The sequence below is a fragment of the Pseudomonas sp. FSL L8-0168 genome, from assembly GCF_037976155.1.
In the GTDB taxonomy this organism is placed as follows: Bacteria; Pseudomonadota; Gammaproteobacteria; order Pseudomonadales; family Pseudomonadaceae; genus Aquipseudomonas; species Aquipseudomonas paracarnis.
Genome location: NZ_CP150262.1, coordinates 2600021 through 2615499 on the forward strand (window position 1 = coordinate 2600021; position 15479 = coordinate 2615499).

Sequence of the window (15479 nt, forward strand, 5' to 3'; positions counted from 1 at the left end):
CGAACTTGCGTGAGGGAATCGATCATTACCGCTATAATCGCCGACTTTTCGTCAGGCTATACGATTTCAGACATGAGCCAATCCAGCGACCTTATTCAATCCGCACAACGCACCATACGCCTTGAGCTTGAAGCCGTAGAGGGCTTGCTGGCGCATATCGACGCGGATTTCGTGCGCGCCTGCGAGATGATTCTGGCCAGCAAGGGCCGCGTTGTGGTGGTCGGCATGGGCAAGTCCGGCCACATTGGCAACAAGATCGCGGCGACCTTGGCGAGCACGGGGACCACTGCGTTTTTCGTGCACCCGGCCGAAGCCAGCCACGGCGACATGGGCATGATCACCAAGGATGACGTGATTTTGGCGCTGTCCAACTCCGGCACCACCAACGAAATCGTGACCCTGTTGCCGCTGATCAAGCGCCTGGGCATCCAGATGATCAGCCTCACAGGTAACCCTGAGTCAACGTTGGCCAAGGCTGCCGACGTCAACCTGAACGTGCACGTGACCCACGAAGCCTGCCCACTGAATCTGGCGCCCACCTCCTCCACCACCGCCGCGCTGGTAATGGGCGATGCCCTGGCGGTGGCATTGCTGGAGGCTCGCGGGTTTACGGCCGAGGACTTCGCATTTTCACATCCGGGTGGCGCACTGGGCCGTCGCCTGCTGCTGAAAGTGGAAAATGTCATGCATCGCGGCGCCGAGCTGCCGAGCGTTCCACGCGGCACTCTGCTTCGGGATGCGCTGATGGAAATGACCCGCAAGGGCTTGGGCATGACCGCCATCGTCGAAACCGATGGCCGGCTGGCCGGGATATTCACCGACGGCGACCTGCGTCGTACCCTTGACCGCACCATTGATATCCATACCGCGACCATCGACGCCGTGATGACCCCTCACGGCAAGACCGCCCGCGCCGAAATGCTCGCGGCTGAAGCGTTGAAAATCATGGAAGACCACCGGATAGGCGCACTGATCGTGGTCGACCACGATGATCGGCCGATCGGGGCCCTAAACCTAGGCGACTTGCTGCGCGCAGGAGTGATGTAAATGATCAGCGACCTGATGCAACGCGGTAAAAACATCAAACTGGCGATTTTCGACGTTGACGGCGTGCTGACGGATGGCCGCCTGTACTTCCTCGAAGACGGCAGCGAATTCAAGACCTTCAACACCCTCGATGGCCAAGGCATCAAAATGCTGATGGCAGCGGGCGTGCAAACCGCAATTATCAGCGGTCGAAAAACACCGGTTGTGGAACGCCGCGCACAAAACCTCGGTATTCCTCACCTGTATCAGGGCCGCGAGGATAAACTGGTGGTGCTGGACGAGCTTCTTGGCCAACTCAACCTAAGCTATGAACAGGTCGCCTATCTGGGCGACGACCTGCCAGACCTGCCGGTGATTCGCCGGGTGGGCCTGGGCATGGCCGTCGCGAATGCCGCGGCGTTTGTCCGCGAACACGCCCATGGCATCACCACCGCCCGTGGCGGCGAAGGTGCCGCCCGCGAGTTCTGCGAGTTGATCCTGCGTGCCCAGGGCAGCCTTGAAGCGGCCCACGCCGCCTACCTATAGAGCGTTATATGCTGAGCAAAAAGATTCGCAACTTCCTGTTATTCGGGGTCATCGCCGCGCTGCTCCTGGCGGTGGGCTACTGGAATATCAGCCCGGAGCGCTTCCTCGACAAGCCTGTTGCGCAGGTTGACGAAGGTCTTATCGACTATTACGCCACCAATGCCTACAGCATTCAGTACCTGCCTGACGGCAAGGTGCAGTATGAGATGACATCGGACAAGGTCGAGCACTTGAAGGCTTCCGAAGTCAGCCTGCTGACCAATCCGGACCTGAACCTGTATCGCGGCACCGAATTTCCCTGGCACGTCACCAGCAAGCGTGGCGAGGTCAACCCGGATGGCACCGAAGTTGAACTGATCGACTCGGTTCGCGTCGCACGTACAGACGCGCAGAACCGCGACACCATCATTACCAGCAGTCGCATGACCGTATTCCCACAGAAGCAATATGCGCAGACCGAGCAAGACGTTAGAATCGACGGCGCTGGCGGTGTATCGACTGGCAAGGGAATGAAAGCGTATTTGAAAGAAAGCAGGATACACCTGCTATCGAACGTAAGAGGACAGTATGAGGCTCGTTAAAACCCTCCCTATTTTGCTCGGTCTGGGCGCAGCACTGGGAAGCGTGAGCGCCTGGGCTCTGCCGAACGATAGCCAGCAACCGATCCATATTTCGGCTGACGATGCACAGCTCGATGACAAGAAAGGTGTTGCCACCTATACAGGCGGCGTGATCATCACCCAGGGCTCGATGAAGATCACCGGCAACACGGTGACTCTGACGCGCACCCAGACAGGCGACATTGACGTGGTGACGTCGGTGGGCAACCTGGCTTATTTCGAGCAGAAGCAGTCCGCTACCGACACCGGCCCGATGAAAGGCTACGGCAAGACTATCCAGTATCACGCCCAGCAGAATCGTATCGTGTTGATCGACCAGGCCAAGGTACTGAGCCCAGACGGCAACTCGACCGAAGGTGAAAAGATCACCTATGACACCGTCAAGCAGATCGCCAACGCCGGTCGCGCCAACGGCTCCAAGGTCACTGCACCGCGCCCGCGCATCGACATGGTTATCCAGCCGAAGAAGAAGGCCGAGTAATGGCAACCCTGAAAGCCCAGCATCTGGCCAAGGCCTATAAAAGCCGCCAGGTGGTACGCGACGTCAGCCTGTCGATCGACAGCGGCCAGATCGTCGGTTTGCTCGGCCCCAACGGTGCCGGCAAAACCACTTGCTTCTATATGATCGTCGGGCTGGTCCAGGCAGACCAGGGTCGTGTATTGATCGACGACCTGGATGTCAGCCATCAACCCATGCACGGTCGTGCACGGGCAGGTATTGGCTATCTTCCCCAGGAAGCGTCGATCTTCCGCAAACTGTCGGTAGCCGATAACATCATGGCGATTCTCGAGACCCGCAAGGAACTCGATCGCGATGGCCGCCGCCAGGAGCTGGAAAGCCTGCTGCAGGAATTCCACATCAACCATATTCGCGACAACCTCGGCATGAGCCTGTCCGGTGGTGAGCGCCGCCGCGTGGAAATCGCCCGCGCCCTGGCGACCGCGCCGAAATTCATCCTGCTGGATGAACCCTTTGCCGGTGTCGACCCGATTTCGGTGGGTGACATCAAGCAGATCATCCATCACCTCAAGGCCAAGGGCATTGGCGTGCTGATCACCGACCACAACGTGCGCGAAACCCTCGATATCTGCGAAACAGCGTATATCGTCAACGATGGTCAGCTGATTGCCGAAGGCGATGCCGAGACTATCCTGGCTAACGAGCTGGTGAAGGAAGTGTACCTGGGTCACGAGTTCCGCCTGTAAACACAGGGGTATCGCGCTTTTCCCTGGAGCGCGCGGGAGTCAATGGAAACCTCGGTTTTTTTATTGTTACCGCGCTCTAGGCAAAGGCCCCGAGATCAGGCATATAATTTGCTTATGTTTGGCGCTCCCGCGCCCTGTCGTGGATGGCGCATTGCGCCGGCGAATAAGGTGTTAAGCCCCTGCCATGAAACCATCGCTAGTCCTGAGAATGGGCCAGCAGCTGACGATGACACCGCAGCTGCAACAGGCCATCCGCCTGCTCCAATTGTCGACCCTGGACCTGCAACAGGAAATCCAGGAGGCCCTGGAGTCCAATCCGATGCTCGAACGCCAGGAAGAAGGCGACGACTTCGATAATGCAGACCCGCTGGCCGACAACATCGAGCAAAAACCCAATCCCGACGTGCAGGAACCCTCCTATCAGGAAACCGCCCCGACGGTGGACAACCTGGAGGAAGGCGACTGGAACGAACGCATTCCCAACGAGCTTCCCGTGGATACCGCGTGGGAAGACGTCTACCAGACCAGCGCCAGCAGCCTGCCGAGCAACGATGATGACGAGTGGGACTTCACCACCCGTACGTCGGTGGGCGAGAGCCTGCAGAGCCACCTGTTGTGGCAACTGAACCTGGCGCCGATGTCCGATACCGATCGCCTGATCGCGGTCACCCTGATCGACTGCATCAACAACCAGGGCTACCTGGACGAAACCCTCGAGGAGATCCTTGAGGCCTTCGACCCGGAACTGGATATCGAACTGGACGAAATCGAAGCCGTCCTGCACCGCATCCAGCAATTCGAGCCCGCCGGCATTGGTGCCCGCACACTCAGCGAGTGCCTGTTGCTGCAACTGCGCCAATTGCCGGCCAAGACCCCATGGCTCACCGAAGCGCAACGCCTGGTCAGTGACTACATCGACCTGCTGGGCAGTCGCGACTACAGCCAACTGATGCGCCGTATGAAGCTCAAGGAAGATGACTTGCGCCAGGTCATCGAGCTGGTGCAAAGCCTCAACCCGCGCCCAGGCTCGCAGATCGAATCCAGCGAAGCCGAATACGTAGTGCCCGACGTCATCGTGCGCAAGGACAACGAACGTTGGCTGGTGGAGCTGAACCAGGAGTCGGTACCGCGCCTGCGGGTCAACCCGCAATACGCAGGTTTTGTGCGCCGCGCCGACACCAGCGCCGATAACACCTTCATGCGCAACCAGTTGCAGGAAGCGCGGTGGTTCATCAAGAGCCTGCAAAGCCGCAACGAAACCCTGATGAAAGTCGCAACCCAGATCGTCGAACACCAGCGCGGTTTCCTGGAGTACGGCGACGAGGCCATGAAGCCTCTGGTGCTGCACGACATCGCCGAAGCCGTCGGCATGCATGAATCGACGATTTCCCGGGTTACCACGCAGAAATTCATGCACACCCCACGGGGTATTTATGAGCTGAAATACTTTTTCTCCAGCCACGTCAGCACCTCTGAAGGCGGTGAATGCTCGTCCACGGCGATCCGCGCGATCATCAAAAAACTGGTTGCCGCTGAAAATCAGAAAAAGCCGTTGAGTGACAGCAAGATCGCTGGTTTACTGGAGGCACAAGGCATTCAGGTCGCCCGTCGAACCGTCGCCAAGTACCGCGAGTCCCTAGGGATCGCGCCATCCAGCGAGCGTAAGCGTTTGATGTGACGGGCGGGCCACAGCGTTCCAGTGGTGGGTATTCCTGCCCACCGCTTTATGCACTGGCAACGAAGGAGAAGCTGTATGCAAGTCAACATCAGTGGACACCAGCTGGAAGTCACCAAGCCCCTGCGTGAATACACCGAGAGCAAACTGAACAAGCTTGCGGGACATTTTGACAAGATCACCAACGTGCAGGTCATCATGGAGGTCGATAAGCTCAAGCAGAAAATCGAGGCCACCCTGCACGTACCGAATGCCAAGCTCGTCGCCAATGCGGAACATGAAGACATGTACGCGGCAATTGACTCCCTCTACGACAAGCTCGACCGCCAACTCATAAAGCATAAGGAAAAGAATCTGCACCTGATGCAAGGTACAGGTCGTTAACTCTCCCCCCATGATCCGACTTGAAACCATCCTGACCCCCGGCCGTTCCCTCGTGAACGTGCCGGGCGGCAGCAAGAAAAAAGCCCTCGAACAAATTGCGAACCTGATCGCACGCGAAGTGCCGGATCTGGAGATGCAAGATGTCTTCGAAGCGTTGATTGCCCGTGAAAAACTCGGTTCCACCGGTTTTGGCAACGGCATCGCCATTCCGCACTGCCGCCTCAAAGGCTGTGAAACACCTGTGAGCGCCTTGCTGCACTTGGATCACCCCATTGATTTCGACGCCATCGACGGCGCCCCGGTCGACCTGCTCTTCGTGCTGCTGGTCCCGGAAGCCGCCACCGATGCGCACCTGGAACTGCTCCGGCAGATCGCCAGCATGCTGGACCGCAAGGATGTACGCGACAAACTGCGCAGCGCCTCCAGCAATGAAGCGTTGTACCAAGTTGTCCTGGATGAACAAAACGGGCAGTAATCATGCGTTTGATCATCGTCAGCGGTCGCTCCGGCTCGGGTAAGAGCACCGCCCTCAATGTGCTTGAGGACAACGGCTTCTATTGCATCGACAACCTGCCCGCCGGCCTGCTGCCAGAGCTGGCGGAACGCGCACTGATCCATACCGAATTGGCGCAGCCGCTGGTGGCGGTCTCGATTGATGCGCGCAACCTGCCTAGCCACCTCTCGCGGTTCCCGGAACTGTTGGAAGAAGTGCGTGCCAAGCACATTCATTGCGATGTGCTGTACCTGGATGCCGACGAAGAGACCTTGCTCAAGCGGTTCTCCGAAACCCGTCGACGCCACCCCCTCAGCAGCGCCAACCGCTCCCTGGCCGAAGCCATCGAGGACGAGACCAAGCTGCTCGGGCCGATCATTGACCTGGCCGACCTGAAGATCAACACCACCAATCTGAACCTGTATCAGTTGCGCGACGCGATCAAGCTGCGCCTGCTGAACCAGCCTGAGCCGGGGACGGCGTTTCTGGTCGAGTCATTTGGCTTCAAGCGCGGCATGCCGGTAGATGCCGACCTAGTGTTCGATGTGCGCTGCCTGCCCAACCCTTACTGGAAGCCGGAGTTGCGCGATCAGTCCGGGCTGGATCAGCCTGTGATCGACTACCTGGCCGCACAACCGGATGTGGAAGAGATGTTCCAGGACATCTCCAGCTACCTGCTCAAATGGTTGCCGCGCTTTGCCGCCAGCAATCGAGCCTATGTCACCATTGCCATTGGCTGCACCGGCGGCCACCACCGCTCGGTCTATTTGACTGAACGGCTGGGCCAGGTGCTGCAACAAACCCTCAAGAACGTCCAGGTTCGCCACCGCGACCTGAGTTGAAAGGAACACCTGCGCGATGCCTGCTCTGGAAATTGAAATCATCAACAAGCTGGGCTTGCACGCCCGGGCGTCGGCTAAATTCGTCGGCGTGGCCGGGCAGTTCCCCTGCCAGATCCGTGCTGGGCGTACGCCAGAGTCCATGGTCGATGGCAAAAGCATCATGGCGATGATGATGTTGGCGGCCGGCAAAGGCACCAAAATCCATCTGCGCACCGAAGGCGAGCAAGAAGACGAAGCAATGGCCGCACTGGTCGCGTTGATCAACAACTACTTCGACGAAGGCGAATAACCCTACTGTAGGAGCTTGCTCGCGAAAAACGTCAACGATAACGCGGGCATCCTGGTTAACGCAGTGCTCTCAGTTTTTTTTGCGAGCAGGCTCCCTCCTACAGGGAACCACCCTCAGCCTAACGCCGTATCCATCACCATCATCAGGCAAAACCCGAGGCACAGCCCAAGGCTGGCGAGATTTTCATGGCCATTGCGGCGCGACTCGGGGATGACTTCATGAGTCACGACCAGCAACATTGCCCCGGCGGCCAACGCCAAACCCAGCGGCAACAACACTTCGGCAAGGCTCACCAGCCATGCACAGAGCACCGCAAATACCGGCTCAACCAAGCCTGATGCAGCGCCAATCAAAAAGGCTTTGATCCGCGACATTCCCGCCCCAGCCAATACCAGCGCAATCACCAGCCCTTCAGGCACATCCTGCAGGGCAATGCCCATGGCGAGGCTGTCGGCATCCGCCATGCCTCCGCCCGCAGAAACCCCCACAGCCATGCCTTCCGGAATGTTGTGCGCAATGATGGCAAACACGAACAACCAAATACGCGGCGGGATAACCGGTTTATCCGGTGTACCCACCAGCATTTCCGGGCTGGCGCCAGAAACCTTGCGGTCTACGAGGTACAGGCCGAACGCCCCGAGCATGATGCCGAAGCTGATCAAGCCACTGGCGCCCCAAGGTGAAAGTCCCAGGCTTTCGGCGGCGGCGATGCCCGGTACCACCAGAGAAAACGCAGTCGCCGCCAGCATCACACCGGCACCAAAGCCCAGCAGGGTGTCGCTAAGCGCCATCGGCATGCGCCGAATCACCAACACCGGCACCGCGCCCAGCGCCGTGCCAAGCGCGCAGATCGCCCCACCCTGCAAAGCACGCAGTATGCGCGGTTCCAGGTTCAACCAGGCCAGCCCATGGGCCACCAATAATGCAGTACCTGCCAATAGCAGCAGCGTGCCAAACGCATAACGAAACATTCGCACGCTACCGATCGCCAGTGTTTGAGTGCCCATAGTCGGCCTTAGATCTTGTTATGGAGTGAATGTCAGGCCAAAGCGGCCTGATAGCGCGCGGCAACCTCCGGCCAGTTGATGACGCTATAGAATGCATTGATGTACTCCGGTCGTCGGTTTTGATATTGCAGGTAGTAAGCGTGCTCCCAGACGTCCAGGCCCAGCACCGGCGTATTGCCGCTCATCAGCGGGCTGTCCTGGTTGCCGCTGCTTTCCACCACCAGCGTTTTTTGTGGCGTAACGCTCAGCCAGGCCCAACCGCTGCCGAATCGCGTCAAGGCCGCCTTGGTGAACGCCTCCTTGAAGCTGTCGAAACCACCCAATTGCTCGTCGATAGCCTTGCCCAGCGCGCCCTCGGGTTTGCCGCCCCCTGTCGGTGACATGACTGCCCAGAACAACGAGTGGTTCGCATGCCCGCCTCCTTGGTTGACCACAGCAGCGCGTAATTTCTCCGGCAATGTTTGGACGCTGGACACCAGCTTCTCCACCGGCCAGCCGGCGAACTCAGTCCCCTCGACCGCAGCATTGAGGTTATTGATGTAGGTCTGGTGGTGCTTGGTGTAGTGAATTTCCATGGTTTGCGCGTCGATATGCGGCTCGAGGGCGTCGTAGGCGTAAGGCAAGGCCGGCAAGGTATAGGTCATATCAATGTGCTCCATAGTGGGACGTGGACGTTGGCGTCGCAGCACTGCCCAGCAGCCGATGAGTGCGTGGGTATTCGCCGTGATCGCTGATGAAATTCAGCAGCTCGACGTAGGTCTTGCTGCTTTGGCGCAGCGCGGCCTCGCGCAGTGACGGGCTGAGTCGCGGGTTCTGCATGGTCTGTAAGAGGCGCTGATGGATAGCGCAGAGGTATTCCGCGCTTTCCTCAGGCTGGTTCAGGCGCAAGTGCAGGTCCGCCAGGTTGTGATGGGAAATGACGCAAGCCGCCACTGCTTCGTCAGCATCCGCCCAGCGTTCGAACAACACTTGGGCCAGGGCCAGGGCTTGCAGATAGGCCTCGCGAGCGTCAACCAACTCGCCTGCCATAAAGCAGCGATTGGCCCGTTCGATCGTGCGTTTCCAGTGCTCCATGGTGAGCCTCCAAAGCGGGGTCGTTGATTACACGCCGCCGGCGGTGAGCTTTTCCGGGTCCAGCAGGACTTCCAGTTGGCTGCGAGGCAGGTCGGTGTGTTCGAGGGCGACATCGATCACCGGGCGGCCTTGCTGATACGCCTTCTTGGCGATTTCAGCGGCTTTCTGGTAGCCGATGATCGGGTTAAGTGCGGTGACCAGGATCGGATTGCGTGACAGCGCTTCCTTGAGCTTGGGTTCGTTGACCTTGAAGCTGGCAATGGCCTTGTCCGCCAGCAACCGGCTGGCATTGGCCAGCAACTCCAGGCTGCTGAGCAGGTTTTGGGCAATGATCGGCAGCATCACATTCAGCTCGAAATTGCCCGACTGACCGGCCACCGTGATCACTGTGTCATTGCCGATAACCTGGGCGGCCACCATGGCGGTCGCTTCCGGGATGACCGGGTTGACCTTGCCCGGCATGATCGACGAGCCCGGCTGCAGCGCCTCCAGTTCGATTTCACCCAGGCCGGCCAATGGCCCGGAGTTCATCCAGCGCAGGTCATTGGCGATCTTCATCAGCGACACCGCCGTGGCTTTCAACTGACCAGAGACCGCAACGGCGGTGTCCTGGGAGCCAATCAGCGCAAACAGGTTCTTGCCGGGTGTGAACTTCACTCCGGTCAACAGGCTCAGTTGCTGGCTGAAACGCCCGGCAAACTCGGGGTGCGCATTGATCCCGGTACCGACCGCCGTGCCGCCCTGAGCCAATGCTTGCAGCGCCGGAAGCAGGTCCTGCAAGTGACCGATATTGGCCTTGAGCTGCTGCGCCCAGCCGTTCAACACCTGGCTCATGCGCACCGGCATGGCGTCCATCAAATGCGTGCGGCCGGTCTTGATGAACGGGTGAACCGCCTCGGCTTTTTGCTCGATGACCTGCACCAGATGCAGCAGGGCCGGCAACGTTTGCTCGTGCAGCACCAACGCAGCACTGACGTGAATGGTGGTGGGGATGATGTCGTTGCTGCTCTGGCCGCAATTCACATGATCGTTGGGGTTGACCGCCTCGCCCAGCAAACGGCTGGCAAGGGTCGCGATCACTTCATTGGCGTTCATGTTGGAGCTGGTGCCGGAGCCGGTCTGGAAGATATCCACCGGGAAGTGCTGCATGTAGTCGCCTTCCAGCAATCCTTGGGCAGCATCGACAATAGCCTTGCCCTGCCCTTCGCTGATTTGCTTGAGGTCGACGTTGACCTTGGCCGCGGCTGTCTTGGCCAGGATCAGCGCGCGGATGAATTGCGCCGGCATGGGTTGATGACTGATCGGAAAGTTGTTCACCGCACGCTGTGTTTGTGCGCCATACAAAGCTTCTTGCGGCACATGCAGTTCGCCCATGCTGTCGCGTTCGATACGGGTGTTACTCATCATTAGATCCTTGCACCAAGTCAGAAACGGAAATCGAAGGCAGTAATTCGCAGCTCGCCAATTGCCAGGCAAAGGTCTGCCAGCGCTTGAGGCGGCAGGCACAGTGGGAGAGTTTTTCCAGGTCGCGCAGTGGTCGCCAGGCCTGGTCCAGGCACAGAGAGCGCCAATGCCAGGGCAAGGCGACATCAGCGGCGGTGTCGATCAACAAACGAAATGAGGTTTCAGCGATGGTCCACGGATGGGTTGCGGTGCAACACGCCAGGTACCGACCTTCGTTCAGGTAATGCTCAATCAGGCGGGGTTCATTGGGATCCAGGCCACAGCGAATCTGGCGGCTCATCCAACGCCAGCTTTCCAGATAGGGATCCTCATGCAAGACAGAACTCATGAGACACACTCATTCAGTAATGATATTTATTATTAAATGATATTGAGAATCAAAACAAGAGTGGCCCATTAATCCTGTCAAAAGAGGCGCAATAAAAAAGGCGCGCCATCTTTGCGATGGCGCGCCTTTCAGAACGTGCGGGAGGGATTAGCTGCCAGCGACCGTCATGCGTTCAATAAGCACCGAACCCGTGCGGATATTGCTGCGCAGTTCAAGGTCGTTACCCACGGCAACGATCTGCTTGAACATATCGCGCATATTGCCCGCGATGGTCACTTCCTGGACGGCGAACTGAATCTCGCCATTCTCCACCCAGAAGCCCGCCGCACCACGCGAGTAGTCACCGGTGACCATGTTCAGGCCATGGCCCATCAATTCAGTCACCAGCAACCCACGCCCCATCCGCCGCAACAACGCCGCCTGGTCTTCATCACCGTGGGTCACGAACAGGTTATGCACGCCGCCTGCGTTAGCGGTGCTTGGCAGGCCCAGCTTGCGACCGGCATAAGTGCCCAGCACATAGGACACCAGCTCACCTTGCTCGACAAACGGCTTGGCATAGGTCGCCAGGCCATCGCCGTCGAACGACGAACTGCCCATCGCGCGCATCAGATGCGGGCGCTCGTCGATGGTCAGCCACTCAGGGAACAGCTTCTGGCCGATGGCGCCTTCCAGGAACGAAGACTTGCGATACAGGTTGCCACCGGAAATCGCGCCGAGGAAGCTGCCGAATAAACCACCGGCCAGCTCTGCGGAAAACAGCACAGGCACTTCGCAGGTCGGCACCGGGCGCGCGCCCAGGCGGCTCGCAGCCCGTTGCGCCGCACGCAGGCCAATGCTTGCAGGGTCTGCCAGTAAATCGCCTTGGCGGTTTACGTCATACCAGTAATCACGCTGCATCTGCCCGTTGGCTTCGGCGATCATCACGCAACTGAGGCTGTGACGCGTGGACGCATAGCCACCGATAAAGCCATGGCTGTTGCCATAGACGCGGCAGCCCTGATGGGTGCTCAAGGTGGTGCCGTCCGCATTCTTGATGCGGGCATCGGCATCGAAGGCTGCCGCTTCGCAGGTCAGCGCCAGCTCGATGGCTTGCTCAGGCGTGATATCCCAGGCGTGGAACAGGTCAAAATCCTGCACATCCTTGGCCATCAACGCCTTGTCGGCCAGGCCCGAGCTTTCATCCTCGGAGGTGTGCTTGGCAATCGCCAGTGCTGCGGCGACGGTCTCGCGAATCGCCTCAGGGCCACTGGCGGAAGTGCTGGCCGAGCCTTTGCGCTGGCCCGCATACAAGGTAATGCCAAACCCTTGGTCGCGATTGAATTCAACCGTTTCCACTTCCCGCTGGCGCACCGAAGTCGACAACCCTTGCTCCAGCGACACCGCCACTTCACAGGCGCTGGCCCCCTGGCGCTTGGCCTCGGCAAGGATCTGCTCGACTTGTTCCTGCAGGGCCGGTAACGCTTGTGGACCGACGCTTTGGGCTGCACTCATGGTTTTCTCCACTCAAATTCTGCTTTCGGTAATGGCCATCGAGCGACCGGGCCGGACAAGCGGCCCCCGACTGGTTATCATGGCGGCGTTTCTTTGCGGACTGCCACCATGGTTGATTCTTACGACGACTCCCTCGATGGGGAGAAAAGCAAAACCCAGGTCAAACGTGAGCTGCATGCTCTGGTTGACCTTGGCGAGCGCCTTACAACGCTCAAAAAGGATTTGGTCGCCAAACTGCCACTGACCGACGAAATGCGTCGGGCCCTGGCGGATGCGCCCAAGCACACCGCGAATATCGCGCGTAAACGGCACATCTCGTTTATCGGCAAACTGATGCGCGACCAAGACATTGACGCCATTCTGACTTTGCTCGATCAAACCGATGCCTCCACTCGCCAGTACAACGAACGCTTCCACAACCTGGAACGTTGGCGTGACCGCCTGATCTCGGGCGATGACGCGGTGCTGGAGAAATTCGTACTGGACTACCCGGACGCGGACCGCCAGCAATTGCGCTCCCTGATCCGTCAGGCCCAGCACGAGCTGGCGCATAACAAGGCGCCGGCCACCAGCCGTAAAATCTTCAAATACATCCGTGAGCTGGACGAGACTCAACGCGGCCTGCGCTGATCCTCTTCCCCGGGTGGCGGTCTTCGCCACCCGAAGCTTGCGTTCCTACGATCCCGTACCACCCACGGTGATCGCATCAATTTTCAAGGTTGGCTGGCCGACACCTACCGGCACCGACTGCCCATCCTTGCCGCACGTGCCCACCCCGCTGTCCAGCGACAGGTCGTTACCGACCATCGACACCTTGCTCATGGCTTCCGGGCCGTTACCAATCAGCGTCGCCCCTTTGACCGGCGCGGTAATCTTGCCGTCTTCGATCAGGTACGCCTCGCTGGTGGAGAACACGAACTTGCCGCTGGTGATGTCCACCTGGCCGCCGCCGAGGTTGGCGCAGTAGATACCGCGTTTTACCGAGGCAATGATTTCTGCCGGATCGCTTTGGCCACCGAGCATGTAGGTGTTGGTCATGCGCGGCATTGGTAGATGCGCATAGGATTCACGACGACCATTACCGGTGCGCGCCACGCCCATCAGGCGCGCGTTGAGCTTGTCTTGCATGTAGCCCTTGAGCACGCCGTTTTCGATCAGGGTGGTGCATTCGGTCGGCGTGCCTTCGTCATCGACACTCAGCGAACCACGGCGGCCGGCCAGGGTGCCGTCATCGACAATGGTGCACAGCTTGGACGCAACCATTTCGCCCATGCGCCCACTGTAGGCGGAACTGCCCTTGCGGTTGAAATCGCCTTCCAGGCCATGGCCCACGGCTTCGTGGAGCAACACGCCAGACCAACCCGAGCCCAGCACCACCGGCAAGGTGCCGGCGGGTGCCGGAATCGCTTCCAGGTTGACCAATGCCTGGCGCAGCGCCTCACGGGCATAGCCCATGGCACGGTCGTCAGCGAGGAAATAACGGTAGTCGGTGCGCCCGCCGCCGCCATGCCCACCGCGCTCGCGGCGCCCGTTCTGTTCGACGATCACACTCACATTGAAACGCACCAGCGGCCGTACATCCGCCGCCAGCCCACCGTCTGTGGACGCCACGAGGATGCGCTCCCACACGCCCGCCATGCTCACGGTCACTTGCTGGATACGCGGGTCCAAGGCGCGGGTGGCTGCGTCGATTCGCTTGAGCAGCTCGACCTTTTCCGCACGGCTGATCACTTCCAAGGGGTTATCCGGCGCATACAACTGCGCCACGTCCTGGGTACTGAACGCCTGCACCGTGCCATTCTGCCCGGCACGGGAAATCGAACGGGCGGCACGCGCCGCCAGGCCCAGGGCCTCCAGGGTGATCGCATTGCTGTAGGCAAAGCCGGTTTTCTCACCCGATTGCGCGCGAACGCCTACGCCCTGGTCAAGGTTGAAACTGCCTTCCTTGACGATCCCATCTTCCAGCGCCCAGGACTCGGAAATCTGCCCCTGGAAATACAGGTCAGCCGCATCGATACCCGGCCCGGCCAGATCGCCGAGCACGGTTTGCAGGCTTTCGATGGTCACGCCACCGGGTGCCAGGAGGTGATCACTGACTGAGGACAACAACTCGCTCATAGGTTTGGCCTTAAATTCATCGTTCTGAAGCAGGCCGCTGCGCGCCCTGCGAGAAAAAGCGCCGGTGATTGGCCACCGGCATGCGCGCCCGTATCGACGCCTGTTCACTGCTATCGCGTTCGGCCAGTAACACCGCCTCGCCTTGATCCTGTTGCGCCAGCACTCGGCCCCAAGGGTCGACAATCGCCGCGTGGCCAAAGGTTTCCCGTGGGCCTGGGTGCACACCGCCCTGGGCAGCTGCCAGCAGGTAGCACTGGGTTTCGATGGCACGTGCGCGAATCAGCACATCCCAATGCGCAGCCCCGGTCACTGCCGTGAAGGCCGAGGGCGCGGTAATCAGTTCAGCTCCCGCCGCACGTAACTCGCTGTACAGTTCGGGGAAACGCAGGTCGTAACACACCGTCAACCCCACACGGCCCACCGGCGTATCCGCCACCACCACCTGGTTACCGAAAGCATAGTCGTCAGATTCGCGATAACGACCGCGAGCATCCGCTACGTCCACATCAAACAGGTGGAGTTTGTCGTAGCGAGCGACTATTTCACCCTGATCGTTGATCAGCAGCGAGCAAGCATTGGGTTTGGCATGGGGCTGGTCCTTGGGCGGCAACGGCAATGTGCCGGCCACTATCCATAAGGTGAGGTCGCGGGCGGCCTGTTTCAACCAGGGCAGCACAGGGCCTTGCCCCAACGCCTCGGCGCGGCCAATGTCGGCCACATCGCGGCGCCCCATGGCGGCGAAATTCTCTGGTAGCACCGCGAGTTTCGCGCCATCGGCCGCCGCCTGCTCCAGCAGGCGACGCGCCTGGGCGAGGTTGGCCAGCACGTCACTCTGGCTGACCATTTGAATTACCGCAAAGGACATGGGCCGACACTCCATACAGGGCATGGGGCCATGCTACTCCACAGGCTC

Annotated in this window: 19 protein-coding genes; 11 read left to right on the forward strand and 8 right to left on the reverse strand. The window is 59.7% G+C overall.

All coding sequences use genetic code 11. The annotated features are described in order from the left end of the window. Window positions 1-72: 72 nt before the first annotated feature. From MHH62_RS11395 to MHH62_RS11440, 10 genes are all read left to right on the forward strand, one after another. Window positions 73-1047, forward strand: coding sequence for a KpsF/GutQ family sugar-phosphate isomerase (locus MHH62_RS11395; protein WP_014716939.1), 975 nt, complete (start codon window positions 73-75; stop codon window positions 1045-1047). Then, window positions 1048-1572, forward strand: coding sequence for an HAD family hydrolase (locus MHH62_RS11400; protein ID WP_014716938.1), 525 nt, complete (start codon window positions 1048-1050; stop codon window positions 1570-1572). Between the two features lie 8 nt (window positions 1573-1580). Next, window positions 1581-2153 (forward strand): LPS export ABC transporter periplasmic protein LptC, encoded by a 573-nt coding sequence (gene lptC / locus MHH62_RS11405; protein WP_014716937.1) that lies wholly within the window; start codon window positions 1581-1583, stop codon window positions 2151-2153. After that, window positions 2140-2673, forward strand: coding sequence for a lipopolysaccharide transport periplasmic protein LptA (lptA, locus tag MHH62_RS11410; protein ID WP_020301264.1), 534 nt, complete (start codon window positions 2140-2142; stop codon window positions 2671-2673). The genes lptC and lptA overlap by 14 nt, the downstream gene beginning before the upstream one ends. Beyond that, entirely contained in the window at window positions 2673-3398 is a 726-nt protein-coding gene (gene lptB, locus MHH62_RS11415; RefSeq protein ID WP_003188582.1) for an LPS export ABC transporter ATP-binding protein, read from the forward strand. The genes lptA and lptB overlap by 1 nt, the downstream gene beginning before the upstream one ends. A 184-nt stretch (window positions 3399-3582) precedes the next feature. Further along, window positions 3583-5076, forward strand: a complete 1494-nt coding sequence (locus tag MHH62_RS11420; protein WP_014716935.1) for an RNA polymerase factor sigma-54 — start codon at window positions 3583-3585, stop codon at window positions 5074-5076. 75 nt (window positions 5077-5151) lie between these two features. After that, entirely contained in the window at window positions 5152-5457 is a 306-nt protein-coding gene (gene raiA / locus MHH62_RS11425) for a ribosome-associated translation inhibitor RaiA (RefSeq protein ID WP_003171804.1), read from the forward strand. A 10-nt stretch (window positions 5458-5467) separates the two neighbouring features. Continuing rightward, window positions 5468-5932, forward strand: a complete 465-nt coding sequence (gene ptsN / locus MHH62_RS11430; protein WP_014716933.1) for a PTS IIA-like nitrogen regulatory protein PtsN — start codon at window positions 5468-5470, stop codon at window positions 5930-5932. A 2-nt stretch (window positions 5933-5934) separates the two neighbouring features. After that, on the forward strand, window positions 5935-6792 hold the full coding sequence (gene rapZ / locus MHH62_RS11435; RefSeq protein WP_019816957.1) for an RNase adapter RapZ: 858 nt from the start codon (window positions 5935-5937) through the stop codon (window positions 6790-6792). Window positions 6793-6808: 16 nt separating this feature from the next. Continuing rightward, window positions 6809-7081 (forward strand): HPr family phosphocarrier protein, encoded by a 273-nt coding sequence (locus tag MHH62_RS11440; protein WP_014716931.1) that lies wholly within the window; start codon window positions 6809-6811, stop codon window positions 7079-7081. 113 nt (window positions 7082-7194) lie between these two features. Here the strand turns inward: MHH62_RS11440 and MHH62_RS11445 are convergent, their stop codons facing one another. The 6 genes from MHH62_RS11445 to pmbA form a co-directional block, all read right to left on the reverse strand. Beyond that, complete coding sequence (locus tag MHH62_RS11445) at window positions 7195-8088, reverse strand: ZIP family metal transporter (RefSeq protein ID WP_014716930.1); 894 nt, start codon at window positions 8086-8088, stop codon at window positions 7195-7197. Between the two features lie 32 nt (window positions 8089-8120). Beyond that, entirely contained in the window at window positions 8121-8732 is a 612-nt protein-coding gene (locus tag MHH62_RS11450; RefSeq protein WP_014716929.1) for a superoxide dismutase, read from the reverse strand. Window position 8733: 1 nt separating this feature from the next. Beyond that, on the reverse strand, window positions 8734-9162 hold the full coding sequence (locus MHH62_RS11455) for a hypothetical protein (RefSeq protein WP_014716928.1): 429 nt from the start codon (window positions 9160-9162) through the stop codon (window positions 8734-8736). A 27-nt stretch (window positions 9163-9189) separates the two neighbouring features. Beyond that, on the reverse strand, window positions 9190-10566 hold the full coding sequence (locus MHH62_RS11460) for a class II fumarate hydratase (protein WP_020301266.1): 1377 nt from the start codon (window positions 10564-10566) through the stop codon (window positions 9190-9192). After that, window positions 10559-10954, reverse strand: coding sequence for a hypothetical protein (locus MHH62_RS11465; protein ID WP_003188570.1), 396 nt, complete (start codon window positions 10952-10954; stop codon window positions 10559-10561). The genes MHH62_RS11460 and MHH62_RS11465 overlap by 8 nt, the downstream gene beginning before the upstream one ends. 147 nt (window positions 10955-11101) lie before the next feature. Further along, on the reverse strand, window positions 11102-12448 hold the full coding sequence (gene pmbA / locus MHH62_RS11470) for a metalloprotease PmbA (protein ID WP_014716925.1): 1347 nt from the start codon (window positions 12446-12448) through the stop codon (window positions 11102-11104). A gap of 108 nt (window positions 12449-12556) precedes the next feature. Here pmbA and yjgA point away from each other — a divergent pair, with 108 nt between their 5' ends. After that, entirely contained in the window at window positions 12557-13078 is a 522-nt protein-coding gene (yjgA, locus tag MHH62_RS11475) for a ribosome biogenesis factor YjgA (RefSeq protein WP_003188568.1), read from the forward strand. 45 nt (window positions 13079-13123) lie between these two features. Here yjgA and tldD read toward each other — a convergent pair whose 3' ends face one another. Both tldD and MHH62_RS11485 read right to left on the reverse strand, forming a co-directional pair. Next, on the reverse strand, window positions 13124-14566 hold the full coding sequence (gene tldD / locus MHH62_RS11480; RefSeq protein ID WP_003188566.1) for a metalloprotease TldD: 1443 nt from the start codon (window positions 14564-14566) through the stop codon (window positions 13124-13126). A gap of 16 nt (window positions 14567-14582) precedes the next feature. Further along, on the reverse strand, window positions 14583-15431 hold the full coding sequence (locus tag MHH62_RS11485; RefSeq protein WP_014716924.1) for a carbon-nitrogen hydrolase family protein: 849 nt from the start codon (window positions 15429-15431) through the stop codon (window positions 14583-14585). Window positions 15432-15479 lie beyond the last annotated feature (48 nt).

What these genes read in the sequence shown, in the direction of transcription:
- lptC (WP_014716937.1), top strand. Translation starts at nt 1,581, where the DNA reads ATGCTGAGCAAAAAGATTCGCAACTTCCTGTTATTCGGGGTCATCGCC.
- yjgA (WP_003188568.1), top strand. Translation starts at nt 12,557, where the DNA reads ATGGTTGATTCTTACGACGACTCCCTCGATGGGGAGAAAAGCAAAACC.
- pmbA (WP_014716925.1), bottom strand. Translation starts at nt 12,448, where the DNA reads ATGAGTGCAGCCCAAAGCGTCGGTCCACAAGCGTTACCGGCCCTGCAG.
- MHH62_RS11450 (WP_014716929.1), bottom strand. Translation starts at nt 8,732, where the DNA reads ATGACCTATACCTTGCCGGCCTTGCCTTACGCCTACGACGCCCTCGAG.
- MHH62_RS11440 (WP_014716931.1), top strand. Translation starts at nt 6,809, where the DNA reads ATGCCTGCTCTGGAAATTGAAATCATCAACAAGCTGGGCTTGCACGCC.
- lptA (WP_020301264.1), top strand. Translation starts at nt 2,140, where the DNA reads ATGAGGCTCGTTAAAACCCTCCCTATTTTGCTCGGTCTGGGCGCAGCA.
- MHH62_RS11395 (WP_014716939.1), top strand. Translation starts at nt 73, where the DNA reads ATGAGCCAATCCAGCGACCTTATTCAATCCGCACAACGCACCATACGC.
- MHH62_RS11445 (WP_014716930.1), bottom strand. Translation starts at nt 8,088, where the DNA reads ATGGGCACTCAAACACTGGCGATCGGTAGCGTGCGAATGTTTCGTTAT.
- MHH62_RS11400 (WP_014716938.1), top strand. Translation starts at nt 1,048, where the DNA reads ATGATCAGCGACCTGATGCAACGCGGTAAAAACATCAAACTGGCGATT.
- ptsN (WP_014716933.1), top strand. Translation starts at nt 5,468, where the DNA reads ATGATCCGACTTGAAACCATCCTGACCCCCGGCCGTTCCCTCGTGAAC.
- MHH62_RS11455 (WP_014716928.1), bottom strand. Translation starts at nt 9,162, where the DNA reads ATGGAGCACTGGAAACGCACGATCGAACGGGCCAATCGCTGCTTTATG.
- MHH62_RS11485 (WP_014716924.1), bottom strand. Translation starts at nt 15,431, where the DNA reads ATGTCCTTTGCGGTAATTCAAATGGTCAGCCAGAGTGACGTGCTGGCC.
- rapZ (WP_019816957.1), top strand. Translation starts at nt 5,935, where the DNA reads ATGCGTTTGATCATCGTCAGCGGTCGCTCCGGCTCGGGTAAGAGCACC.
- MHH62_RS11465 (WP_003188570.1), bottom strand. Translation starts at nt 10,954, where the DNA reads ATGAGTTCTGTCTTGCATGAGGATCCCTATCTGGAAAGCTGGCGTTGG.
- raiA (WP_003171804.1), top strand. Translation starts at nt 5,152, where the DNA reads ATGCAAGTCAACATCAGTGGACACCAGCTGGAAGTCACCAAGCCCCTG.
- tldD (WP_003188566.1), bottom strand. Translation starts at nt 14,566, where the DNA reads ATGAGCGAGTTGTTGTCCTCAGTCAGTGATCACCTCCTGGCACCCGGT.
- lptB (WP_003188582.1), top strand. Translation starts at nt 2,673, where the DNA reads ATGGCAACCCTGAAAGCCCAGCATCTGGCCAAGGCCTATAAAAGCCGC.
- MHH62_RS11420 (WP_014716935.1), top strand. Translation starts at nt 3,583, where the DNA reads ATGAAACCATCGCTAGTCCTGAGAATGGGCCAGCAGCTGACGATGACA.
- MHH62_RS11460 (WP_020301266.1), bottom strand. Translation starts at nt 10,566, where the DNA reads ATGAGTAACACCCGTATCGAACGCGACAGCATGGGCGAACTGCATGTG.